The 25,364-nt window shown below is 32.4% G+C and carries 16 protein-coding genes; 10 read left to right on the top strand and 6 right to left on the bottom strand.

What is annotated here, in order from left to right:
* The first annotated feature begins 2 nt into the window (after positions 1 to 2).
* Both J8L88_RS06860 and J8L88_RS06855 read left to right on the top strand, forming a co-directional pair.
* A complete protein-coding gene (locus J8L88_RS06860) occupies positions 3 to 161 on the top strand; it encodes a YqaE/Pmp3 family membrane protein (protein WP_081415682.1) in 159 nt (52 codons plus the stop codon).
* A 37-nt stretch (positions 162 to 198) separates the two neighbouring features.
* Positions 199 to 951: a hypothetical protein gene (locus J8L88_RS06855; protein WP_027395373.1), complete on the top strand. Its 753-nt coding sequence runs from the start codon at positions 199 to 201 to the stop codon at positions 949 to 951.
* A gap of 80 nt (positions 952 to 1,031) precedes the next feature.
* Here the strand turns inward: J8L88_RS06855 and J8L88_RS06850 are convergent, their stop codons facing one another.
* Positions 1,032 to 1,883 (bottom strand): hypothetical protein, encoded by an 852-nt coding sequence (locus tag J8L88_RS06850; RefSeq protein WP_118387359.1) that lies wholly within the window; start codon positions 1,881 to 1,883, stop codon positions 1,032 to 1,034.
* A gap of 112 nt (positions 1,884 to 1,995) precedes the next feature.
* On the opposite strand from J8L88_RS06850, the gene lipB reads away from it, so the two are divergent.
* Positions 1,996 to 2,712: a lipoyl(octanoyl) transferase LipB gene (gene lipB / locus J8L88_RS06845; protein ID WP_118387357.1), complete on the top strand. Its 717-nt coding sequence runs from the start codon at positions 1,996 to 1,998 to the stop codon at positions 2,710 to 2,712.
* Positions 2,713 to 2,764: 52 nt separating this feature from the next.
* Here the strand turns inward: lipB and J8L88_RS06840 are convergent, their stop codons facing one another.
* From J8L88_RS06840 to J8L88_RS06825, 4 genes are all read right to left on the bottom strand, one after another.
* A complete protein-coding gene (locus J8L88_RS06840; RefSeq protein ID WP_027395376.1) occupies positions 2,765 to 3,793 on the bottom strand; it encodes a hypothetical protein in 1,029 nt (342 codons plus the stop codon).
* A 23-nt stretch (positions 3,794 to 3,816) separates the two neighbouring features.
* Complete coding sequence (locus tag J8L88_RS06835; RefSeq protein ID WP_118387355.1) at positions 3,817 to 4,302, bottom strand: T9SS type A sorting domain-containing protein; 486 nt, start codon at positions 4,300 to 4,302, stop codon at positions 3,817 to 3,819.
* 83 nt (positions 4,303 to 4,385) lie between these two features.
* Positions 4,386 to 6,854, bottom strand: coding sequence for a ribonuclease HII (locus J8L88_RS06830; protein ID WP_211060339.1), 2,469 nt, complete (start codon positions 6,852 to 6,854; stop codon positions 4,386 to 4,388).
* 108 nt (positions 6,855 to 6,962) lie between these two features.
* Positions 6,963 to 7,565, bottom strand: coding sequence for a ribonuclease HII (locus J8L88_RS06825; protein ID WP_118387351.1), 603 nt, complete (start codon positions 7,563 to 7,565; stop codon positions 6,963 to 6,965).
* Between the two features lie 139 nt (positions 7,566 to 7,704).
* On the opposite strand from J8L88_RS06825, the gene J8L88_RS06820 reads away from it, so the two are divergent.
* From J8L88_RS06820 to J8L88_RS06795, 6 genes are all read left to right on the top strand, one after another.
* Positions 7,705 to 9,762: a putative porin gene (locus J8L88_RS06820; protein WP_211060338.1), complete on the top strand. Its 2,058-nt coding sequence runs from the start codon at positions 7,705 to 7,707 to the stop codon at positions 9,760 to 9,762.
* Between the two features lie 640 nt (positions 9,763 to 10,402).
* The gene (locus tag J8L88_RS06815; RefSeq protein ID WP_027395381.1) at positions 10,403 to 13,468 is read left to right on the top strand and encodes a TonB-dependent receptor; all 3,066 of its coding nucleotides are present in this window, start codon (positions 10,403 to 10,405) and stop codon (positions 13,466 to 13,468) included.
* 23 nt (positions 13,469 to 13,491) lie between these two features.
* Positions 13,492 to 15,009 (top strand): RagB/SusD family nutrient uptake outer membrane protein, encoded by a 1,518-nt coding sequence (locus J8L88_RS06810; protein ID WP_118387345.1) that lies wholly within the window; start codon positions 13,492 to 13,494, stop codon positions 15,007 to 15,009.
* A gap of 23 nt (positions 15,010 to 15,032) precedes the next feature.
* Positions 15,033 to 16,628 (top strand): PKD domain-containing protein, encoded by a 1,596-nt coding sequence (locus J8L88_RS06805; protein ID WP_211060337.1) that lies wholly within the window; start codon positions 15,033 to 15,035, stop codon positions 16,626 to 16,628.
* A 19-nt stretch (positions 16,629 to 16,647) separates the two neighbouring features.
* Entirely contained in the window at positions 16,648 to 17,646 is a 999-nt protein-coding gene (locus J8L88_RS06800; RefSeq protein WP_211060336.1) for a hypothetical protein, read from the top strand.
* A 23-nt stretch (positions 17,647 to 17,669) separates the two neighbouring features.
* A complete protein-coding gene (locus J8L88_RS06795; RefSeq protein WP_211060335.1) occupies positions 17,670 to 18,767 on the top strand; it encodes a family 16 glycosylhydrolase in 1,098 nt (365 codons plus the stop codon).
* A 96-nt stretch (positions 18,768 to 18,863) separates the two neighbouring features.
* Here the strand turns inward: J8L88_RS06795 and J8L88_RS06790 are convergent, their stop codons facing one another.
* Positions 18,864 to 22,196 (bottom strand): VCBS repeat-containing protein, encoded by a 3,333-nt coding sequence (locus tag J8L88_RS06790; RefSeq protein WP_211060334.1) that lies wholly within the window; start codon positions 22,194 to 22,196, stop codon positions 18,864 to 18,866.
* Between the two features lie 206 nt (positions 22,197 to 22,402).
* Between J8L88_RS06790 and J8L88_RS06785 the strand changes: the two genes are divergently transcribed.
* Entirely contained in the window at positions 22,403 to 25,183 is a 2,781-nt protein-coding gene (locus J8L88_RS06785; protein WP_211060333.1) for a hypothetical protein, read from the top strand.
* Positions 25,184 to 25,364: the final 181 nt, after the last annotated feature.

Here is a 25,364-nt window from a genome sequence, read left to right as displayed (position 1 = left end):
TTATGAGTATTTGGAGAGTTTTATTATCGATTTTTTTTCCACCTTTAGCTGTTTTAGATAAAGGATGCGGATCAATTATAATCGTACTTTTGTTAACTTTATGTGGATGGGTTCCTGGTGTGATAGCAGCATTGGTAATTATAAATAATCCAAATAAATAATTTTTAATTAATTTCTCGAAATTGAAAAACTAAACATATGAAAAAAGTTTCCCTGTTAATACAGGCATTTTTGGTGGCAATTCTATTGGTGGGATGCCAATTTTCTGAAGATTTACATATTAATGAAGATGGAACAGGAAAGATATCTTTCAATTTTGACGGTTCCGAAATTATGCAAATGGGAGGTGATAAAATCACTGAAGGAAAAGAAGAGGTCATCGATTCTACTTTAGTTTTTAAAGAATTTTTAGAAGAGAAAAAAGATAGTATTTCTAAGTTGCCTAAAGAAGAACAGGAAAAGTTAAAGAAACTAGAGAGTTTTAAGATGCATATGCTAATGAATCCACAGTCCAAGGAGATGAAATTCGATTTGTACTCAGAATTTAAAAAAGTAGAAGAGCTTGGAGATGTATTTAATAGTTTTAAAACTGCTTCTACCATAGGTAATCAGAAAAAGACAGGTCCTGCAGGAGATCCGTTGGCAGGTTCTAAAGGAGAAGATCCTACTGAAGTGATTTATTCTTATGGAGAAAATAAGTTTAAAAGGATTACCAAAATCTTAGATAAAGATAAGCTGAAAATGAGTATGGATAGTTTAGAGCAGATGAAAATGTTTTTGGCAAGTTCTAAGTATAAAATTAATTACCATTTTCCGAAAAAAATAAAGAAGATATCATCAGAAAAAGCAATGTTTAGTCAAGACGGTAAAAGTTTTACGCTAGAAGTTGGTTTCTTAGAATACATGGAAGATCCTACCGTATTGGATGTAGAGGTAGAGTTAGAGAAATAATTAGTGTAGAATACTAAAATATAATAAAAAAGGTGCTGTTCTCGGAACAGCACCTTTTGTATTCTTAAGATAGGAAACGATTATATTTTTCCTCTTTTTATAAGTTCGCGAACCATTTCTTTTATGGCTTCACTTCTTTTACTTCCCATAGATAGTTTGATATCATGATCCATAATTCCTAATTCTTTTTTGTTTCCATATATCTTAAAAGTCATAGAATGATAAGAGGCCAATGGGAACTTTTTAGTGTTGAAAATAAAAAAGTACTCACCACTTACAGTACCTACCTCGCGAATAGCAGAACCAATTAATGTATGATCGCCTTCTTCTACATGAGGATCACCAATATAAATGTTATACTTTACCTGATCAACCATGCTTTTATTTAGTTGACTAAACGCTTTCTCAGAAGGAAAAGCTATTAAGTGGATATCTAGATCATTAAAATCACGTTCTACTCTATGTCCTTTTCCACTTAGCAGTTTACGTTCTTTGTCTAGTTTTTTTAGTATTCTTTCTGGTCTTTTAGGTGTTTGTTCAACGAGTTCTTCAAACTTTGTTGTCTGAAAACCTTCTGGAGTAAAAATACCCATCTCCATCGCAAGTTTAAAGATTTTCTTCTTAGATAGAAAATAGTGGTGTTTAGAATTTATTAATAGGGTATCCTTCGCTTCATCTCTAAAAAATGCATTGTAGGGATATGACTTATCAGAATGAAAAAGTAAAGATGCTACTTTTAAATCTCCGGCTCTAAATATAGGGTTTTTATCCAGGTCACTTATCTGAAAGTGTCTTAGTCCTTTTGCTTTTATTTTTTCAATGTGCGCAACTTTTACTTTGTCAATAAAGACTTCTCCTTTTTTGACTTTTATTTTTTGGCCAAAAGAAAATACGGAAATGAAAAGAAATACTAAAAGTAATGAATGCTTCATATTTTGGGGTTTATATATTAAAAAGGTGGCAAATATAGTTATAAATAAATAGATGGTTTTTAGTGTTTTAGAATGTAGAGAAGAACTTTTTTAATCTCGTATCTTTGCATTGATGAATAAGAAGATAGAACTACAAGAATTAGGGTTAAAAGATTTTAAGGAAACTTGGGAATATCAAGAAATACTTTTTAAAGGAATTCTAGATACAAAAATTAAGAATAGAAGAGAAGATGCTAATTTAGATACCAGTAATTATTTTCTTTTTGTAGAGCATCCACATGTGTATACGTTGGGTAAAAGTGGTGATATTAGTAATTTGTTGTTAAACGAAGAACAATTACAAGAAAAGGGAGCTACTTTTTATAAAATAAATCGAGGAGGCGATATTACGTATCACGGACCTGGGCAGATTGTAGGATACCCTATTCTGGATTTGGATAATTTTTTTACCGATATTCATAAATATTTACGCTTTCTAGAAGAAATGGTTATTCTAACTCTAGCCGAGTATGGAATTACTGGAGTACGAAGTGATGGCGAGACTGGAGTTTGGTTAGATGTGGGTACTCCTTTTGCTCGTAAAATTTGTGCGCTAGGAGTTAGAGCTAGTAGATGGGTTACGATGCACGGTTTTGCATTTAATGTAAATGCAGATCTTGGGTATTTCGATAATATTATTCCTTGTGGGATTAATGACAAAGCAGTTACATCTCTAAATGTAGAATTGGGGGTTGAAAAAGTGAATGTAGAAGAAGTGAAAGAAAAATTATTGAAACATTTTACAAAATTGTTTGAAGCAGAATTTATAAAACAAAAAACCGAAGTATAAAATACCTCGGCTTTCTTTGACTAAAAACTAAACAAATCAAATAAGGTTGGGGTTAGTTTATTTTATATCCTTCGAACCAGCTACCGGTTCCGTCAACTCTTACATCTGCACCTCCAAAATTTCTTAAGTTTACAAAAACTTCTTGTCCAACATTTAGGAAGTAAATACCACTTACATCGGTTTTCACGTCATCTCCATCCACAATTTGAGTAAAATCGACACCTGTATCTACATTAAAGCTAATTCTAAAAAAAGAAGTTGTAACAGCATTAGATTGTCTTACCACAGCATGTAGATAATAGTATCCACTTTCTGGAACAACAAATCTTTTAGTAGTTGTATTAAAAGCGTTGCGCGTATCGTAGGTTCTAATATCCCAGATATCTGTTTCTATAGTTGTATTAGCATCTAGATCTTTTACAGCAAAACCATTACCTCTAACTTTAAAAACTACAGGTGTAGTGGTTGCAGTGGCATTATCTACATAGGTTTTTACGGCTCTCTCTGTTGGGATTGCATTATTACTATTACTTCCTAAAGTTGCATCGGTAGAAATTTCATTAACAGAAGTTCCATTTTCTAATTTTAGATCTCCATTGATGTCCAGTTTTGCGGTTGGAGAGCGGTCAATACCTACATTACCACTATTTATGTTCTCAATATCATTTCCGTTAGAAATCCATCTAGTGTCACCGGATGTAATAGCGTACGGAACTGCCATTAATTCATTGGTTCCAATTTCTGCTCCATTTAGGGATATGGTTACATAAGATGCAATTCCTCCCCATTGTAATGTATCAAAGTCACCTGTTACTGGCGTTCCGTTACCAATTAATAATGCAAATACACCATTTGTATTCGTAGTAATTGTATGGTTTTCTACATAACTTGCAGCAATATCTGGTGCTCCAAATTTTAGGGCTATTTGTATATTGATTGATTCTTCTGCGAGAATATCACCGCTAGCATTTTTGGCCACTCCTTGGTAGTTGATAAAGTTTTTTTGTACAGATTGGGCAGAGACCAATGCGCAAATCAGTAGAAGGCTAAAAAGGATTACATTATTTATTACTTTTTTCATGATTTTAAAATTTATAAATGAGGTTATTTTTTGATGATTTTAAATATTTTGTTTTCATTGATTTCAGGAATCGAAATTCTTAGTACGTAGGTTCCTTGGGCTAATGAGCTTATGTCGATCTGATGATTTATCATTGACGTATTGATTTCTTGAGTAAGTACTTCTTGACCATTAAGATTGTATATAGAAGCTGTGTAATGATCGATATTCGGAGTCCTAACCGTAAAGAAGTCTGAAACTGGATTCGGAAATATTTTAATAGCTCCGTTTTCTGGTTGGAACTCTTCTGTAGAGAGTTGATTTAAGGAACCAATACCCGACCAAAACCCTTGGTCTATAGACTGCGAATTAGAAATTGTTTCTATAAAGGGTTCCCCAATAGTAAAGTTTAGGGTATAAGATGTATTACTACTTACACCTCCAGAATTAGAAATCACACTCGTGTCAATCGATTGTGCCTGGATGGTCGAGGCAATACATAATAAGGATAAAATTTTTAAAGTTTTCATGACATCTTAATTACGTTGTTTCACATTAGTGAGACGCAGTATTAAAATGTCAACATGAAATCTTTATAAAATTTAAATCGATGTTAGTTTATCTGATAAATGAGAACACTATTTTCTTCTCCCTGAACGGCAAATTCTAGGTTTTTATCCTTATCCATATTACCTAAACTGATTACAGAGTTCCCATAAACTGGGAAATTAGGAAGTAGTTCTGCATTACTGTCATATACATATACTTTCTTGGTTTGTATATCTGTGATAGCTACGTAGATTTTATTATTGATATAAAAAATCTGAGGTTTTGTATACACTCCAAAATCTAACTCTAAGGTTTTCTCTTTGATAGATAATTTGTTTTCAGAAAAAGTAACTAATGTTTTGTTGGTAGAAACCAAGGAACTATTTTGATCTAATTCCTTATCTACCATGGTTACCGAACCATCAGATTGAACCTGTATTAGTTTTCCGTCTTTAGTAGTAGAGGTAAACTTATTTTGATATTGTTGCCATTGATTTTTAGAAAAATCTATATTTTGTTTTACATCTACTCTAGTTCTTCCTAAACGATCTAAAATATTTAATTTTCCATTTTCTTCGGATATAAGAATGTAGTCTTTACTGCCGATTCGGATATGTGTAGGAGGTATCACAAGATTGGTTTCAGTAGCTTTAAATCCAAAACCAGTAACTACTTTTCCTTCCGCATCTAGCATGGTAACTTCATTACCTTGTGTTATAATAATACGATATCGCTTATTTTTATCGTAATCAAATAAGGATAACGGCTGGGTAATAGCTTTTTCGAATTTTTTAGGATACGAAGTAACATCTTTTCCATCCCTATCTACAAGATAAAGTGTGTTTTCGGTGTTAAATAACAATTGATATCTACCATTTTTATAAATATCTATTTGTTGGATATCGCCTATAATGGCTCCATTAATCTGTTTTTTCCAAAAAATAGTTCCTTTATCCGAGATTAGATAGAGATTGTTGTCTACATCTTGTACTGCGATATCCATCCCTTTGGTTCTATGGTTTTGTACCAATATGGGATTGTTAAGTATTTTATTTTCTAATGTAGTGGACGCTGTTTGTGTAACCGAAGTGGCAGATCCTTTTGCGATGTTTTTTTGTAAGACTCCATGAATATGAGCAAAGCTGTTTTCTTTTATAATCTGCAAAGCACCAATTTGATATCCATTAGTTTTAGCTTCTTTCCAAGGTTTTTGCTCGTCTTCTTCTATAGTTTCAGCAATGTACTCTTTGAGGTTTTTGACAGTACTAACCATTAAAATTGATGATTCATCAGAAAGCTTTTCTAGCGTATTCGAGTAATAAGTTTGTTCTTGTAATACTGTTTTATTAAGGATGTTTGCTATAATAGTCTGTAAACCATTTTTAGAAGAAGCAAATACAATATGATTTTCGTAATTGAAATAAAATTTAGCTTCAAATTCTGGAATCAATGGTTTTAATAATCCAGAAAATGTTGTGGTTTCATCATAACTAAAAATATCAACGTTTCTATATGCTCCAGATGGAGATCCAGCTAGTTGTTCTAATGTATTTTCTGATGCTAAAGAGGTAAATGTTATAACATTTTCATTTTCTGTAAAAATCATACCGATTTCCGAAACTCCAGAGAATAAGTCATCGAGATCATCTGGGATATTTTCTATCTCTCTATCTTGAGCTAATGCTAAGTTCTTTTTAAGCGCATAAAAATCATCATACGTATATGAAATAAAACCTTTGGCGGTAATCGGAGTAATTTTGGCGATTTGATTCTCTTGAGCGATGGTATTATCAAAAATTCCAATTGTAGTGGATAATGAATCTTTTTCTATAGCAATTCCATCAAGGTAAATAGCATTTTGCTCCACTTTAGCATCTACAGAAATCCAACCGCTAAAGTTTGATAACTGCGATAAGTCACTATTGGGAAGTAATGCGTTTTGAATTTCTTTTAGTTCTTTTCCATTTGCCAAAACTGCTAATGGATTTTTGGAGTCTGAAACTTCATACGCTTTTATAAGATCTTCTTGTACTGGGATTGTGTTTTCTTGTTGACGTATTGCATTTTCAATCAATATCTGAGAAGAGGAAGCAATTAATAAACTGTCTTGTTTGGTAGCATAGAAAGTCTGTTCACCAGAAATGACTTTATGGATCACTTTGTTAGCATAATTTATAGTTTCGATTTTTCTTTTGTTTAAAGAATCTTTACCAATTATAGCAGGATCAAATTTTGAAATATAAGTGTATTCAAAATCATTTTTACCTATTGGAGAAAAACAGAGTAATCCTTTAGATTGTTTTATTTGATCTAAAACTGGAAGATTTTTAAAATAAGTAAACAACGCTACGTCTTTATTTTTCTTTAATAAATCATTATCACGTAGCATGTTTTTTGCCTGTTCTAAATCATTTATTTTTAAGATTACTTGAGCATCTTTTGGTATGTAATCAATAAGAGTGTTCGGTTTTTCGGTAGTCGTGTTACAAGCTAAAACAATTGTGGATAGTAGAATTACAACTATTTTTTTCATGTGTTTGTTTTCCTTTATATTCTTGATTCTATTCAAGTTGTCATTACGATTTAATAACTTTCTTTTTACAATAACTGTTTTCAAAAGCCTATTAGTGGTCAAAGATAATTATTTGAATTCTAGCGCAAGCTGTTCTGGTAATAATCTAAAACTTTTTCTATGATATTTAGTAATTCCATACTTTCGTATTGCCTCTCTATGTTCTGCTGTGGGGTATCCTTTATTTTTTTTCCAATTGTACATTGGGAATTCCTCGTGAATCTTTTCCATATATGCATCACGATATGTTTTTGCTAATACAGATGCCGCAGCAATATTCATATATTTTCCGTCACCCTTAATAACGCAAGTATAGGGTATATTATGATATGGTTTAAACCTATTTCCATCTACAGAAATATGCTCTGGCTGCGGTGTTAATTGTTCGATAGATCTTTGCATGCCTAATATAGAGGCATTTAAAATATTAATTTTATCTATCTCTTCCATATAAATATGTGTCACACCATAGGTAATAGAGCAGTCTTCTAATAGCGGTCGTAGTATTTTGCGTTTAGCTTCGCTAAGTTGTTTGGAGTCGTTTAAGATTTCATTGCTAAAATCATCGGGTAATATAATGGCTGCTGCGGTTACTGGTCCTGCCAGACAACCACGACCAGCCTCATCAGTGCCGCATTCGATGAGATCAGGCTTTAATTTTAATTCGAGCATAATACGAAGATAACGTAAGAACTGAACATCAGAAAACTATTTTTAATAATCGATAAAAAAACTTAGTATTAAAACGGGCAATTCATACCTATTGACTTTCGTTAAAAAAGTATATTTTTGCCATCAGTTTACTATATAGATGAAAAAGAACTTAGTATTTATAATTATACTTTTATTAGGATCCATAACCTTTGCCCAAGAAGGAAATGAAGAGGAGATAGATGGAGGAGGTACGAATATTCAGCAGAAACCGGACTTCGCTAAGAGCAAAAGGCCTTTGACCAAAAAAGGTAAGAGTAAGCCTCCTATTACAGATTATAAAATTATAGATCTAAAAAATGATACGACCTTTGTAGATACGACCTTAACTATACAAAGAGATTATAATTTTAATTACTTACGTAGGGATGATTTTGGTTTACAACCTATTAATAATGTAGGGCAGACATATAATAGCTTGGTTAAGATTGAGGAACGAGATCACGTATTACCACTTTTTGGTGCTAGAGCGAGGCATTTTAATTTTATGGAGGCTGAGGATATTAAGTATTACAATGTTCCTACACCACTAACAGAATTATATTTTAAAACTACTTTTGAACAAGGGCAGCAGTTAGATGCTTTTCTTACGATTAATACTTCTCCTAGATTAAATCTTTCTATTGCGTATAAGGGTAATAGGTCGCTAGGTAAATATCAACACGCATTGACCAGTACTGGTAATTTTAGAGCAACGGCTAATTATAGTACTAAAAATGATAGATATAGAATCAAAACTCATTTTGTATCTCAAGATTTGTTGAATGAGGAAAATGGTGGGTTATCAGAAAATGGACTTAACCAATATCTTTCTAATACAGAAGAATTTCAGGATGCAGATGAATTTTCTGATAGAGCTGCTATAGAAGTTAATTTTGAGAATGCTGAAAGTATTTTGTTAGGCAAAAGATTTTATCTAAATCACAGGTATTCGATCATAAAGAAAACAGATAGCTCTAGTACGGATGTAGCAGTCGGTCACATATTAGATATAACAGATAAGTCTTTTCAGTTTGACCAAGATGCAACTAGTGATCTTTTTGGAACGTCTTATGAAACCACCGGAGCTCTATCAGATAAAGTAGCGTTAGAAGATTTTACGAATCAGGTATTTTTAAATGTTGATAACGTCTGGCTAGGTAATTTAAGAGTTAATGCCGGATATTCTGATTATAATTATGGTTATAATACGATTGTTACTCTAGAAGGAGGAACTGATATTACAAATAGGATTAAAGGTAATGTACTTACAATAGGTGGTTCTTATCAAAAGAATTACAAAGGATTTGAATTAGCTGCTAACGGAATGTCAATCATCTCAGGAGATTTTGACGGGAATTATCTAAATGCATCTGCAGGATATCAACTACACGATTATGGATTACAATTAGGAATTAGTTCGAATTCCACGGCTCCTAATTATAATTTCTTATTGTATCAAAGTGATTATGTGGGGTATAATTGGCAGAACTTCAACAATGCCAATGAGGATGATAATTTTAAAAATATAGAGACTCAAAAAATTCAGGCGAATATTCAGGTAAAGAAGTTTGCAAATCTTGAAGCAAGCTTCACTACAATTGATAATTATACTTATTTCACCAAAGGAGCCGATTCTTTAACAGTTCCAGAGCAGTATGATGGTAAGGTAGAACTCTTGAAATTGAAGCTTTCTCAAAACCTAAATTTTGGATGGTTGGGGATTGATAATTCCATTCTATATCAAAACGTTTCAGGAGGAGAAGTTTATAGAGTTCCAAATGTAGTGACACGTAATAGTGTTTATTATCAAGATTATTGGTTTAAACGAGCATTATTTTTACAGACTGGAGTTACTTTTAAGTATTATTCAGAATATGATGCAGATGGATATGATCCAGTGCTATCTGAGTTTTATGTACAAAGTCAGAATGAGATTGATTATTTTGATCAATTTGATAACAGTGATCCTGATAATATTGTAGATACCAGACAAACCTTTGGTGGTTTTCCTCAATTTGATATCTTTTTTAATGCTAAAATTAGACAGACTCGAATCTACTTTAAGGTAGAAAATTTTGGAGAAGCTTTTAGTCAGAATAACGAATTTTCTGCTCCCGGATATGCACCACGTGATGCTGTTATCCGCTTTGGGTTGGTTTGGAACTTCTTTTTATAAATATATAACTTCATAGTATAGCTTATTTATTAGTTGGCTGTTTTTTTTGAAATGATTCACAATAGGAGGGGATTATTGTATTCATCAATTATTTTTCTTGGACTCTCTGAAGCTTTTTATTCTTCATATTTTCATTTTATACATACTTTGATATATCTTCTTTTTTGAAGAAGTAAAGTGAATAGTTATAAAATATTTTAAGTGTTTGATAAATGCTCATGAAGTAAGTCAGTATTATAAGGATAATTCATTTTCGGGAATATTCTTCTTTTGCAAAATTATATTTAACGATGATATTTTGTTAAATAACTATTAAGAAAACATTTTTTGATCAGATTATTAAAAAAAAATTAACATTTGAAGGTGTTTGTGTATTGAAAAAATCTATAATACTAACATTATTCGTTTTGATCTTTTTTTAAGGTGTTTTAAAACAGTAAAATGTGTTTAAACGTTTGTAAATCATGTTTTTATAGTTTTTTTTGGTTTTAAAAATTTAAGAACGAAATCTCACTTGTATATACTTTGTTAAGATTGATATATTGCTAAATTTAGGTTAAGTTTATTGTAGCTTTGACAAAATAAATGTGAAAAAACAACTAAATAATTATTTGTCTTTTCAGCTAATATTTTAAGCCTAATGAGGAATATATTATTATATCTATTTGTTATCGCAACTCATTTTTGTGTTGCTCAGGAAAACACAGTGACGGGGAAAACTGTAAATTCAAAAAATGGAGAACCATTACCTTTTGTAAATATTATTAATAAAACTAAAAATACAGGAACTACTTCTGATTTTGATGGGGTATTTTCAATTGTAGTAGAAAATGGAGAAACGTTAGAGTTTAGTTCAGTTGGTTTTAAAACGATAACAATGGTAATTAAAGATACTGCTGTTTTGGATGTTCAAATGGATGAAGATGTTGCAGAATTAGAATCAGTAGTTGTAATTGGTTATGGTACTCAACGTAAAAAGGAGATTACCGGATCGGTAAGTATCGTAGGAGATGATGTGGTTAGTGAATTACAACCTCAAATCGCAACAGAGGCGCTTAGAGGAACGGTAGCTGGAGTAGAGGTTTCGCAACAAGGAGGAAATCCTGGAGCTGCATTTAATATTAATATTAGAGGGATATCGTCTAATAGCAATAATAGACCAGATATCTATGTTGATGGCGCACTTACAGATTTTAATAATATAAATCCTGATGATATAGAGACATTTACTGTATTAAAGGATGCTCAAGCTGCAATATATGGTAGTACAGCTGCTAATGGTGTTATTTTAATTACGACCAAAGCGGGAAGAAGAGGTCAAAAGCCAAAATTATCCTATAGTAATTACTATGGTTTTCAGCAAGTAACGAAGAAGATTAATGTGCTAAATGCAACAGAATACGCTTTAGTGCAAAATGAAAAATTTGTTAATGGAGGTGATCCTATACGTTTCACTAATATAGCTTCTTTAGGAAGGGGAACAGATTGGCAGGAAGAAATTTTTAATACTGCGGCTGTTTTTAATCATGCACTTAGTGTAAGAGGAGGAGGAGAAAAATATACTTACTTATTAAGTGGAGCTCATTTAGAGCAAGAAGGAGCAATAGGTGGGAGTAAAGCTAGGTATCAAAGGGATAATGTACGTTTAAAATCGGATATATTTTTATCAGAGACTTTTAAGGTACGTACGGATATTAATTATTTATATACAGAAAATGGAGGAATCTTTGCGAATGGTTTAGGTTCAGTAACCTTTAATGCATTGAATTCTGAACCAACAATTCCACTAAGAGATGATAATGGAGTACTTAGTTTAGGATCTGCAGAGAGTTCTAATGAAGTATTTAACCCAGTAACTCAAATTGAGAATACTTTTAATGAATTTAGCCAAAATCGATTTTCTGGGTTTCTTAATTTAGAATATGATATTGTTCAAAATTTAGAGCTTAATGGAAGGCTTAATATCACTCATCAATCTGGAAAACAACGGTCATTTACTCCTTCATTTGTGTATGGGCCGGGTAAAACAGCCAATGTAGATCCAGGAGAAAATACAGTCTTTGAACAAATAGATAATAACAACAATTATGTGTTTGATTATTTTGCTACATACAGTAATACATTTGCAGAAAATCATGATGTTACGTTAACGGCGGGAGGAAGTGCTCAGCGTTTTTGGGGATTTGGTTTCAATGGAGTAGCGTTCGATATTCCATTTAATTCATTTGATTTTGCAATCTTAAGTAATGGTCGTCCATTTTCTCCATCTATAGATGATGATGAAAGACCTAATCCTGATAACTTATTTGGGAGGTTCGAATATGCAAATACACGTTCTTCTTTATTCGGTAGATTTCAATATGGTTTTAAAGGGAAATACCTTTTGTCAGCAGTTTTTAGAAATGATAGATCATCTTTGTTTGCTCCAGGTTTTGAGTCAGCAGACTTTTTTGGTATAACCGCTGGTTGGGTAGTTTCTGATGAGTCATTTATGGAAAATACAGGTATTACTTTATTAAAAATTAGAGGAAGTTACGGAGAACTAGGAAATGATAAAGCGTTAGAAACAAGACAAGGCGTATTTAATTTTGATCTACAAGGAGAAGGAGAGTTTCCAATCAATGGAGGTAATACCATTATTAGAGGAGCCGCGCCAGGATCTTTAGGAAATCCTTTCCTAAAATGGGAGGTAGCCAAACAACTTGATGTTGGTTTTGATCTACAACTTTTGGATGGGAGGTTTAATTTTGTCTTTGATTACTTTATAAAAGATACAGAAAATCAAATAGTAGATGTCGACGTTTCGGGGATATTAGGAGGAGGTACTGCTGGAGCAGTTGTAGCTCCACAAAATGTTGGAGATATCCGTAATAAAGGTATGGAGTTTTCTGCGGATTATTCTTTTAATATTGGAAAGTTAGAAATTGGGTTAGGTGCAAATCTTACCGTTATAGATAATGAAGTAACCAAGGTTATTGGAGGAGAGTTTATAGAACAAAGTGGTTTTAGGTTAGGGCAAGCCGCTGCAAGATTTCAAGAAGGTTTACCAGTAGGTTCTTTTTATGGATTGCAGACTGCAGGAATATTTCAAACGCAAGAAGAAATAGACAACCACGCTACTTATAATTTAGGTGCAACTCCTGCTCCTGGTGATTTAATATTTGTGGATACTAACAATGATGGAGTTGTAGATAATGATGATAGAACCTATTTAGGTGATCCTCTGGGGGATTTCACTTATGGAATTAACCTGTCATTACAATATAAGGGTATTGATTTCTCAATAAGAGGATTTGGATCCCAAGGAAATGAATTACTTCGTTCATATGAAAGGGACAACCCTTTTGTAAACCAATTGGATTATGTGCTAGGTAGATGGACGGGTCCAGGGACGAGTAATGAAATACCAAGGTTAACTACAGAAACTACAAATAATGGATTGTTATCTACCTTCTTCGTAGAAGATGCATCTTATTTTAGAATAAATAATATCCAGTTAGGGTATAGTATTCCTGTAGACCCTTTCAAATCAATTGGTTTAGAGAAGCTTAGAATATATATGTTAGCTACTAACCCGTTTACTTTTACCGAATATCGAGGGTATGATCCAGCAGCACAAACGGGTAATATTATAACAAGAGGGATAGATAATGGTTTTTATCCAGCTGTTAGTACTTACTCGATGGGTGTGAATGTTAATTTTTAAAAAGAAAGAAGCAAATTATAACTATGAAAAATATTAAAAACACTTATTTAACGATAGTTGTGTCCATGGCTTTTGTTATGATACCGCTATCCTGTAGTGAAGATTTTACAAATGTAGAACAAGAATTTGAAGTTGGGGTAGATGAATTTTTTCTTGAGGATGAGGCTTTTTTCGAATTGTTAATAAGCGCATATGATCCTTTAGCTTTTAGTTGGCAGACACAGCTTTTTGGAGAATTTATGTCTGATAATGCTATAGTGGCTGGAGAAGATGGATGTCAGGATATTCCCGAGTTTCAAAGATTAGGTACATTAACACACACAACTACTAATATCGCTGTGGCTCGCTTATGGGATTCTCTTTTTGGAGGAGTATTTAGAGCTTCGTTTTTTTTAGATAATGCACAAACTAGGGAGTTTGAAGATAAAGATGTATTTATAGCAGAAGCACGTTTTTTAAGAGCACTTTTTTATTTTGAGTTAGTCCGTAATTTTGGAGGTGTACCTCTAAAAGAATCCCGTTTTTTGCCAGGCGATGAAACAGCAATTCCTAGAAGTTCTATTGAAGAGACTTATGAATTTATCGAAAACGACCTGAATGCAGCAATTCCTGACCTTCCTATTGCCCAATCTCAGGTCGGTAGAGTTACCAGAGGAGGAGCTATGGCATTATTGGGGAAAGTAAAATTTTACCAAGAAGATTGGGATGGTGCGGTCGAAGCACTTACATCTGTTACCACATTAGGGTTTTCTTTAATGCCTAATTTTGGAGATGTATTTACTACAGCTGGTGAAAATGGTATTGAGTCTGTTTTTGAGATACAGTATTCTAATGCAGAAGGTGGTAATTGGAACAATTGGCAAGAAAATGCTGAGAGTGAGGGTAATATCGGGGCGTTCTTTTCAGGTCCCCGTTTAAGCGGAGATCCTGTATATGATGCTGGGTTTAGTTTTAATATACCACAATCTGATCTGGTAGATTTGTATGCCGCTACTGATAGTAGAAAATCCCCTACAATACTAAACTTACTTGAATATTTTGGTGTAACAACCGAACAAGAACTTATTGATAGTGCTATAGAATATACACCAGGATGTGAAACGGACAGAGGATTTTATTTCAATAAAATTATTCCGAGAACTGGAGAGATAGACGGAGCTAATCAATTCGCTAGGTCTCCTTATAACCATAGATATATAAGATACGCTGATGTGTTGTTAATGTTGGCAGAAGCACATAATAGAAAAACCGCACCGAATGAGAACTTAGCCAAGAGTTTTTTACGTCAGGTTGTAGATAGAGCACATGGTACTGGCGTAATAAGTATTCCAGAATCAGGAATGCAACTTACACAAAGAATCTGGGACGAAAGAAGGTTAGAGTTTGCCGGAGAAGGGGATAGATTTTATGATTTGATAAGAACAAATCAGGCAGCAAGTAGACTTCCAAATTTTGAAATTGGGAAGCATGAATTATTTCCTATACCGTTAGATGAGATTCAGTTTTCTCAAGGAAATTGGACGCAAAACCCAGGTTGGTAATATATTAATCAAGAGCAAGAAAAATGAAAAATTTTAATTTAATTATAGTATTAGTATTGTCAATCTTATTTATAGGATGTCAACAAGATGATAGTAGTACCGCTTTTATTGCAAATGCAGAGGAAGCTATTGTGACAGATGTAATGTTTGGAATTTCCGATGATAATTCAGGAGATGTTACGATTACTCCTTTAGGAAATAATGTATTATCCTTTGATGTGTTTTTTGGAGATGACACCATAAATCCGGTAACTGTGATCAATGGAGAAAGTGTAGAGCATACCTATGCTAGCGAAGGAATCTATGAAATAACAGTGCTTGCTTATAATGCAATAGGAGAAATTAGTGAATACAAAGAAGATCTAGAAGTGTCGTTTAAAGCACCGGAGAATCTTACTTTTCAGGTAATTCCTGATAATAATGACTTCCTTACATATTCGATACAAGCGGATGCGGATTTCGCAACATACATAGAAGTTTATTTTGGAGAGTTTGCAAACGAATTTATACAAATCGCTCCTGGAGATACTGCTACATATACCTATCAGACAGAAGGTGAATATTCAATTACTATTATTGCGTATAGTGGCGGTGCTGCTGTAACTCAAGATATGGGAACTATAGATGTATCTATTCCCCAAGAATTAGAAATTACTTTTGATGATCCAGATGCAATGTATACTTTTAATACTTTTGGAGGTAATCAAACAGTTACGGTAGTTGATAATCCAGATGTTTTTGGAAATTTAAGTCCAAAAGCAGTACAATGGGTGGATGGAAGTCCTAGTGAGGTTTGGGCTGGAGCGGCTATGAGTCTTACTAATAGTATCAATTTTGGAGAAGGGACTACAATTAGTATGAAAGTTTGGTCACCAAGTGCAGGAACTCTTTTTAAGCTTAAAATAGAGAGTCTTGCTGATGCAAATTCGGCAGTTGAAATAGATGTACTTACTACCACCACGAATGCTTGGGAAGTTCTAACATATGATTTTTCCACTACAGACTATGTTACGCAGTTTGCTACTAATCCTGCTAATAATCTAGTTATATTTCCAAACTTTGGAGTAGATGGAGGTAATGTTACATATTATATAGATAATATTATACAAGGAGAACAATCTCTTGATACAGTTTTACCGATTCTTCCAATTGATTTCGAAAGTAGTGCGGGAACATTTAATCTATTTGGGTTTGGCGGCTCAGCTACAGAAGATGTAGTAGGTCAGGTTATTGATAATCCAGATGCCTCAGGGATCAATACTTCTTCTAAAGTTGGAACACTTAATAAACCTGTAGATGCAGAAGTGTTTGCTGGAGTTGCTATTCCGCTAAGAGACGGTTATACAATTGATTTTTCTGGTTCTACTTTAATTAGTGTAGATGTTTGGTCGCCTAGATCAGGGATACCAGTTTTACTTAAAATTGAAAATTCTGCAGGGGATGCAGCAGAAATAGAAGTGATGACAACACAGTCTAATTCCTGGGAGACATTAACCTATGATCTTAATAATGCACCTGGTTTTAATAGTTCCATTGATTATACTCAAGTAGACTTATTCTTTGATTTTGGAACTGCAGGGATGGGTGAAGTATTTTATTTTGATAATATCAGACAATAATTTTAATGAAATTCATAGTATGAAAAATTTTAAATATGTATTTAATATCAGTATTGTTTCTCTGATTTTGATAGTATGCGGCTGTCAGGAAGAAGAGTTCGAATTTGGTGATATAAGTGCTCCAACGATTAGCTCTGTATTGGCAGAAGCACCTAGCCTTGGAGATCCAGAATATGGAACCGGAAATGTGTTTTTCGATTTGCAGGGAGAAGATATTATAACCTACATTATTTATACGGGTGATGGTAGATCAGAATCGTTTAAGTTTGATGGAAATGCTAAGGCGATGATTAATTATGCTGCACCTGGTATTAATACATATACGTACACAATTATTGCAGTAGGTATAGGAGGTATAACTTCGTCTACCACAGGAGAAGTAACTGTATTCACAGATTTAGATGATACAACCAAATCAATTTTTGGATTGTTAGCAGGAAGTACAACCGCTGATTCCTCTAAAACCTGGAAACTAGATGCTGGTGATGAACCAGGTTTTTATGGAGTAGGACCTGGAGGAGTAAATGTTCCACAAAATGATGGAGATCTTGTGTACTGGTGGGCGCCAACTTCAGCTGATTTTAACGAGGATTGTTTATTTAATGATGAATTGACATTTAATTTTGATCTTGAAAATTTTACACTGTCTATGTCTACCGATAATATGGGAGACACTTGGTATCACGATGATTATACACCAGGAATTCCAGGAGGAAGTAATACAGCAGAGTGTTTGGAGGCTACTCCACCTTCAGTTTCTGTGTCTATTACAAATGCAGGTTCAGAATTATTACCAGAATTCACAACAGATAGAGCAATCGAATTAGGAGGAGATGGTTTTATGGGACTTTATATAGGGAATGCAACTCGTACCTATGAAATACTATCTATCGATTGTAATCTGGTGTCGTTAAGAATATTTTTCTTTGATGATGAAGAGGATAGATTTAATGCTTGGTATTTAAGATTCAGGGCTGTAGAAGATGCTACCGATTGCGGAATCACATTGCCAAATTAATGTAATTGCTAAAAAAAATAAATATGAAAAATGTTATAAATTATATATTCGTTTTTATGTCATTATCATTCATGTCATGCAATGAAGATAATGAGGTGTTTCAGGTTGATAGACCGAGTAACTTAACTTTTACAGTTGATGTAGTTGGTGAAACTCCTGAAATGCCCAATGGAGATGGGTCAGGAATGGTAATTATTGAAGCAACAGCGACTGGTGTTGTGAAATATGATTTCTATATTAATGATACAAAAAGAGCATCTACTCTGGATGGAAAATACACACACACTTTTGAGGCACTTGGTGTCAATCAAAATGACATAAGAGTAGAAGCTGTCGGTCTTTCTGGAGGGGTTTCTCAACAAACCAGAAGTATCAGTATTCTTAGAGAAGAGGATACTACGGATGGAGAATTGATAATTTCTGGACCACTTCCGGGACAAGCACTTGTATGGTCAGATGAGTTTGATGGTGGTAGTTTAGATACTTCTAATTGGGTTTTTGAGACTGGGGATTTAGGAGTGAATAATGAGTTACAACGCTACACCGACAGAAGTGATAATTTAGTGGTTGAGGATGGACTTCTTAAAATTACAGCAAAAGCAGAACAATTAGATGGTAATGCATATACTTCTGCAAGAATAAAAACACAAGGTAAACGCGAATTTAGATTCGGAACAATGGAAGCTAGAATAAAATTAGCTTTAGGGCAAGGTACTTGGCCAGCTTTTTGGATGTTAGGAGCTAATATAGATGAAGTTGGATGGCCAGTTTGTGGAGAAATAGATATTATGGAGTATGTAGGGAGAAACCCAATACGCACATATTCGAATGTATTCTTTCCTGGGAATACAGGAGCTGATAATACTACATCAAGATCTTTAGATGTAGATGGACTGGATGAAGGCTTTCATGTTTTTAGAGCAGAGTGGGATACTAATAAAATAGTGTTCAAAGTAGATGGGGTAGAATATAACACATTTACAATCACCGCTGGATTACCATTTAGAGATGATTTCTTTTTCATCCTTAACGTAGCAATGGGTGGAGATTTTGGAGGTGCTGTTAGTCCTGATTTTACAGAAGCTACTATGGAAGTTGATTATGTAAGAGTATACCAATAAATAATAATGGAGTTTCACTAAATTAAATTAGTTGTTTTTTTAAAATGCTGAAGATGTAAATATCTTCAGCATTTTTTATTTGTTATAGAAACGATATTATTTAGAGGGATAGTTTTTTTTGAGTACACAAATACTATCATTGTTTATACTGGCTAAATAATATTGCTGATTTTTAATTTTAATTTTTTCAATATCCCTAGCTGGACCTTGAATTTCAAACAAGCTCTTATTATCTTTAACAAATCCACCTTTCTGATCATTTATTAATAACATTCCATGAAAAGCATCAAGTCTGGATAGTTGAGTGTTTAATTCATAATTATTACCAGATAATAAGATGTCATCGTAATTGTCATTATTAAAGTCATCGATATACATTGTGTTAATGCAGGAAATTTGAGCTTCTTTGGGCAAGGCTTTTTTCGAGAAAGTACCATTACCATTGTTTAAGAAATAACAACTTTGTAGTTCTATTACTCTTTTTTTAATGGCAGTTTTGATTTTTTGTTCCGGAAGATATTCTGAGAAATTTGCCTTAGCAAATTTAGCATAAGATAAATGCCTTTTGTTGATAACAGGCATTTGCTTACTTAATTCATCCTTGTTGTTAAAAACCGTTTCCGTTCCTTGATAAAAATGTGTTATTACAGGATCCATTTTTCCATTGTCATCAAAATCACTAAGCATAAGAGTTATAGGTTCTTCTTGGCTTGCAGTTAATCTAGTATTTAATCCCCAATTCCCACCGATAATATCAATATCTCCATCATTATCAATATCACTAGTTTTTATAGAATTCCAGAAGCCAGATGTATTTTGTAGATTGCTTTTTTTATCTAATTTAAAAATGTTGTTTTTATTTATAAATATTTGGATTGGCATCCAATATCCAGCTATTATAATATCTGTTTGTTTATCATTATTTATGTCTGCAAATGTTACATCCTGAACTAATCCTATGGAATTGAGTTCTGGAGCAATAGTTTTTGTTACATCAAGAAAGTTTCCAGTTCCGTCGTTTTCAAAAATATAATTCTGAGGATTCATGCCAAATGCAGAAGGAATACTATTAGAACCTATAAGTATATCTTGATCACCATCACTATCAAAATCAAATGCTTTGACAACTGATCCATTAATTGATAAGTTTTTAAAGCTTTGATAATCTCTAATAAATGATCCTTTGTGGTTTCTAAAATAATAAACGGAAAGATTATCAGTTGTTGCTCCAGTTTCGTTTCCTCCATTAATGACAATGAGATCAAGATCATTGTCATTATCAGTATCAATAAATATGTTATCTGTATTTTCTGATTGAAAAGTTTCGTCTATTTCTGGGGTTTTTAATGCCGTAAATATCCCATCAGTTCCTTGTATAAATAGTTGAGCAGGTTTTCCTTTGGCAGCTCCTATGAAAAAATCATCATTACCATCACTGTTTATATCACCAACAGTAATTTCTGGTCCCTGATTAGTATTCATATATGGGATAAGAATTTCTCTATTAAATTCATTATAATTATTATCATTATGGCGGTATGGTATTTTTTGAGAAACATTAGTCAGTAATGATTCCGTATTTTTTTTAGTTGTTATTGCATAAAAATCATGCTTTGCCTCTTGTTTATTCACCTTTAATGATTGGTTGCTACTAATGTTTTTTAATGTTTGAAAAGATCCTCCGGGCCAAACTATCATTAAAGAATCTAAGGTGTTATGAGGTCCTAGGCCTATATGCATTTTGGGTGAAACGGCAGAAATATATCCTCTGGAAGGGTAATTTTCTTGAGTAATAGTTTGATTTTTTGTGTAAGCAATAACTTTAGATCCAATACCAAACCTATTATTTGTAGATCCATTAAATTCAATTGCTAGATAGTTGTTTTCTTTAGATAGTGTATTGCTGTTGTTTTCCATGATCATAGCAGTTTCGTTCACATTATTTGTGACCAGATCTAAATCTCCGTCATTATCTAAATCTACGTAAACAGCTCCATTGCTAAAGGATGGTTTTTTTTCAAACCAGGTGTCAGTGACATCTTCAAAATCAAAACCGTTTTTGTTTTTAAATAAATAATTTGGAGTGTGTTTTTTTGGTAATCGATCTACTAATTTTAAATCATTCTCAGACATATTTGTACTGATTTGATTTGATATAATTCCGTTAGAAATGAAACTAACAAAATCTTTATCATTAGTAGCTCCATATATTCCATTAGTAATGTAGATGTCTTTAAATCCATCATTGTCAAGGTCGGCAAATAATCCAGCCCAAGACCACTCTGTACCAGAAACACCAACCTGATATGAAATATCACTAAAGTTTAAGTTTCCATTATTGAGTTGTAAGGTGTTTCTAATAAATTGAGGATGATAGCCTTTCTTTAGATATTGATTAAAGTTTTGATAATTCATGTCACTTTCTGTAGTTTTTAAACTTTGCAAATCATCAGAAAGCATATCCAATGATAGAATATCCATGCGACCATCGTTATTAAAATCAGCAATATCATTGCCCATAGAGAAGTTAGTAGTATGACCAAATTTTTTAAAATCTTGAGATAAAATATCTTTAAAAGTTCCATCTTTTTGGTTTATGTATAAGTAATCATTTTCAAAAAAGTCATTACCAACATAAATATCTGGATAACCATCATTGTTTATATCACTTACGGATACACCAAGTCCATAACCAATAATACTGCTAAAGATTCTTGATTCATTGGTAGCATTTTTATAAACTCCATTGTCATTTATGAAAAATTTATCACCAGCTAGAGAATCTTTAACAAGTCGTTTTTTAGAATCTCCATATGTTCTTTTCGGATATACAGAATAGTTTAAAACATATAAGTCCAGATCTCCATCAAGATCATAGTCCAAAAAAGCAGCTTGATTAGAGAAACCAATAATATCTAATCCATATTTTTTTGCTTCTTCCTTAAAAACGGGAATTCCATTTTGATTGAGCCCTTGGTTTACGTATAATAGATTTTTACCTTTTTTATTTCTGTGTTTTCCAAGTTTTGAGATATAGATGTCTAACCATCCATCATTATTGATGTCTACATGAGTAACACCAGACGACCAACCGTCTTTGTTATTTATTCCAGATGGTTTGGTAATGTCTTCAAATTTCAGGTTCCCCTTATTCAAATAAATTTTGTCACTCTCCATATTAGCAACAAAATATAAGTCGGTTAAGCCATCATTATTAAAGTCAGCACTTGTTACACCGGCTCCAATATAAAAATACAAGTAGTTAAGAGCATTCCAGTCTGATGTATTTGTTAAAGTGTTGGAGAAATTAATTGATGTCTCTTTAGAACTTTTTAGTGTAAATAATTTAGTTTGTTTTTTCTTATTACAATTAAAAAAGAGTAGTGCTAAAAATGTATAAAAAATGAATTTTGTATGGAATATTTTCATTTTGTTTTTCATCTAAGTGTTGTAACCTTAAAAATAGGGCTTTACAAAACGATTTGCCATTATTTATGTGGATATTTTTGTTTTTATTTTAAATCACAAAAATTAAGATATTTTATTGAAATTATTTTTAATCGTCTTTTAATAAATATGTTAAGATAATTTTCAGTATATTTGATAGACTACCTTAGCCCAAAAGATAGCATTTAATGAATCGTATTTGTTTTTTACTTTTTCTACTTCAATTTCTTTCTTTTTCACAATCTATTGAAAATAAGATTTTACCTAAGATTACCCATTATGATACTAAAAATATGGGATTTGGTGCACAATCTTGGGATATTGAACAAGATGAAAATGGAATTATATATATAGCAAATGAAAATAAAGTTTTAATTTTTGATGGAAGTGAATGGAATTCTGTAGCAACCAATAATGCCATGGTTAATAGAAGTCTATTTGTTAAGAACAAAGATTCAATTTATTTTGGAGCTGATGGACATTTTGGATTGTTAAAAAACCAATTAAAAAACACATACGATGTTTCCCTGTTAAATAATGTTGATAAAGGCGTTTCTGATAGCGCAGAGGAGTATTGGAGGATACATGAAATTAATGATGAAGTTGTTTTTCAAACGTTTGGGAATCTATATATAAATCAAGGCAATATCATTACCAAAATTCCAGCTCCCTGTTGTTTTAAATGGAGCTATAAAATTGATGATGATTTGTATGTTAATGACGATAAACATGGAGTTTTTAAGTTGTCAGGAACAAGTCTATTACCGGTTTATGATAATGATGAGTTAAATGCAAATATTATAGGTGTAACGGATGACCGTGATGATTTAATTCTAATTAGTGATACTAAGGGATTGTTTAAGTTGAGTGATGGTGAAATTACAACCTTGGATTTCGCTATGTCGGATGAGGTAAGAAAGGCACAAATTTTTTCTTTTTTAAAATTGAAGGATGGAAGAATCGCTTTAGGGACAGTTTCTAATGGATTGTATATACTTGACCTAGAGACAAGAAAAGTTGAAAATATTAATAAGTTAAAGGGGTTGCAAAACAATACTGTTTTGTCAATATTTCAAGATGATGAACATAACCTTTGGTTGGCATTGGATTATGGTGTTGATTATTTAAAACTAAATTCTTCTCTTAAATATTTTTATGATTACTATGGTAAATTAGGAACTACATATGCGGCTGTAAAGGATGAGGGTTTTTATTATATAGGAACAAATCAAGGACTTTATTCTTTAGATGTGAAATCAATTACAGATAAAGAGGATTTTGAACAGTTGCTTAATGGTCAGGTCTGGAACTTAGTTTCAATTAATGACAATGTTTTTGTTGGTCATGATACTGGAGCCTATACATTGAGTGGAAAGATTCTTAAAAAGATGGGGTTTAGTAAAGGCGCCTGGGATTTTAGATCGTTTAGGGTGGATAAAGAGGATGTCATTATTTCTCCAAATTACAATGGAGTGTCCTTATATGAAAAAATAGAAGAGAGTTGGCAAGAATATCAGCTTAAAGGATTTAGTAAATCAGTAAGATATCTGGAGGTAGATGAAGATAATTATATATGGTTAGCTCTGCGATCAGAAGGTGTTTTTAAGTTTAGGTTAGATTATAGGAGTAAAACACTTTTGCAAGAAAGTTTTTTTCCTTTAAGTGATTTCGAAGGAGGAGTATTGTCATTGTCTAAAGTGGATAATGAGATAATGATTACTTCAGGTTTTTATTCATATCGGTATAAATCAAATAGTGATTCTTTTGAAAAGAGAGAACTGGGTGAGAAAAAAGGATATTCTCCGAGAATTATAAAAAAAAATGGAGAAACTTGGTATGTTGATAATGAGAGCGTCGTTATAGAGAATGAAAAGGAAGCTGTCAATCTTAGAGAATTGCAAGATCAATTGGTTCCAGATGTTTTAAATGCTTTTACATTAGATGAAAAGCATGAGCTTATTCCTATATACAGTGGCTTTTCAGTTTATATTAGAGATAATTTGACTCCTTTAGAAAATATAAGAGAAAAGGTTTTAATTCGGGATTTTGTTTCAGTGGGTAGTAAAGTTTCTTATGAAGAAGAATCTAATATACCTTTTAAGGATAATGACCTTAAGATAAGGTATGCTTTGCCTATATATGGTAAAAAAGTTACGTTTCAATCAAAGTTAAATGATCAAGAATGGAGTGATTGGACCACTTCTACAGAACATACATTGTATAATTTGAAGGAAGGTAATTATACGTTTTATGTAAAAGCAAAGTATGATGAAGTTGTAAAAGAGTCTTCTTTTGTATTTACGATAAAACCTCCGTTATATAGAACATCTTGGGCATATTGTTTTTATATTTTGTTGATTGGAGGAATGCTTCTTATAGCGCGCTTTATCAATCGTTATAAAATGAAAAAGCAAAAAAAGAAATTACTTGAATTAAAAGAAGAAAAGCTAAAGAAACAAGAAGAGGAACATAAGGCGCAAAAGTTAGAACAAGAACGTAGGATAATCGAACTTAAGAATTCTAAATTAGAAAGTGAGGTAAAAGCAAAAAGTAGAGAACTTACTCAAATAGCTTATGTTAATCTGAATAAGAATAAAATTTTAAAAAAGATTAGGGATAAAATTGTGAAAATTCAAGAATCTCCTAATTCAAGATCTCATGATAGTAATTACATGGACTTAAAAAGATTGGTAGAATACTATATAACCGACAAAGAGAGTAAAATATTTAAAATAAATTTTGATAAGTCTCATCAAGAGTTTTATGAACGTTTGTCAAAACAGTATCCGAGTTTGACATCAAAAGATCTTAGACTGTGTGCTTATCTTAAAATGAACTTATCTTCCAAGGAAATAGCACCTTTGTTAGGAATAAGTCCCCAGAGTGTCGATGTTAATAGGCATAAACTTCGAAAAAAGCTAGAATTAGATCCAGAAAGTAATCTAACTAATTTTTTAATGATATTCTAAACGTTAGAATTGTTGGTTCTTTCCTAAATAGCGACAATTTTTATTTCAATAACTTTAGTTGTAATAGCTAGAAGCACAGTTGTTATATAATAATCTTTATGCATAGCTTATATTTTACTTTATATATTATATGTTATTTCATGGGATGTTTTAAGTTGTTTTATTAATGTGGTATAATAAT

The sequence above is a fragment of the Aquimarina sp. MMG015 genome (assembly GCF_018100855.1).
In the GTDB taxonomy this organism is placed as follows: Bacteria; Bacteroidota; Bacteroidia; order Flavobacteriales; family Flavobacteriaceae; genus Aquimarina; species Aquimarina latercula.
The sequence above is the reverse complement of the archived record's forward strand: the minus strand, read 5'-3'. Positions and strand labels throughout refer to the sequence as shown.

Excerpts from the sequence above, each read along its gene's own strand:
- J8L88_RS06860 (WP_081415682.1), top strand. The coding sequence starts at position 3 with ATGAGTATTTGGAGAGTTTTATTATCGATTTTTTTTCCACCTTTAGCT.
- J8L88_RS06855 (WP_027395373.1), top strand. The coding sequence starts at position 199 with ATGAAAAAAGTTTCCCTGTTAATACAGGCATTTTTGGTGGCAATTCTA.
- J8L88_RS06850 (WP_118387359.1), bottom strand. The coding sequence starts at position 1,883 with ATGAAGCATTCATTACTTTTAGTATTTCTTTTCATTTCCGTATTTTCT.
- lipB (WP_118387357.1), top strand. The coding sequence starts at position 1,996 with ATGAATAAGAAGATAGAACTACAAGAATTAGGGTTAAAAGATTTTAAG.
- J8L88_RS06840 (WP_027395376.1), bottom strand. The coding sequence starts at position 3,793 with ATGAAAAAAGTAATAAATAATGTAATCCTTTTTAGCCTTCTACTGATT.
- J8L88_RS06835 (WP_118387355.1), bottom strand. The coding sequence starts at position 4,302 with ATGAAAACTTTAAAAATTTTATCCTTATTATGTATTGCCTCGACCATC.
- J8L88_RS06830 (WP_211060339.1), bottom strand. The coding sequence starts at position 6,854 with ATGAAAAAAATAGTTGTAATTCTACTATCCACAATTGTTTTAGCTTGT.
- J8L88_RS06825 (WP_118387351.1), bottom strand. The coding sequence starts at position 7,565 with ATGCTCGAATTAAAATTAAAGCCTGATCTCATCGAATGCGGCACTGAT.
- J8L88_RS06820 (WP_211060338.1), top strand. The coding sequence starts at position 7,705 with ATGAAAAAGAACTTAGTATTTATAATTATACTTTTATTAGGATCCATA.
- J8L88_RS06815 (WP_027395381.1), top strand. The coding sequence starts at position 10,403 with ATGAGGAATATATTATTATATCTATTTGTTATCGCAACTCATTTTTGT.
- J8L88_RS06810 (WP_118387345.1), top strand. The coding sequence starts at position 13,492 with ATGAAAAATATTAAAAACACTTATTTAACGATAGTTGTGTCCATGGCT.
- J8L88_RS06805 (WP_211060337.1), top strand. The coding sequence starts at position 15,033 with ATGAAAAATTTTAATTTAATTATAGTATTAGTATTGTCAATCTTATTT.
- J8L88_RS06800 (WP_211060336.1), top strand. The coding sequence starts at position 16,648 with ATGAAAAATTTTAAATATGTATTTAATATCAGTATTGTTTCTCTGATT.
- J8L88_RS06795 (WP_211060335.1), top strand. The coding sequence starts at position 17,670 with ATGAAAAATGTTATAAATTATATATTCGTTTTTATGTCATTATCATTC.
- J8L88_RS06790 (WP_211060334.1), bottom strand. The coding sequence starts at position 22,196 with ATGAAAATATTCCATACAAAATTCATTTTTTATACATTTTTAGCACTA.
- J8L88_RS06785 (WP_211060333.1), top strand. The coding sequence starts at position 22,403 with ATGAATCGTATTTGTTTTTTACTTTTTCTACTTCAATTTCTTTCTTTT.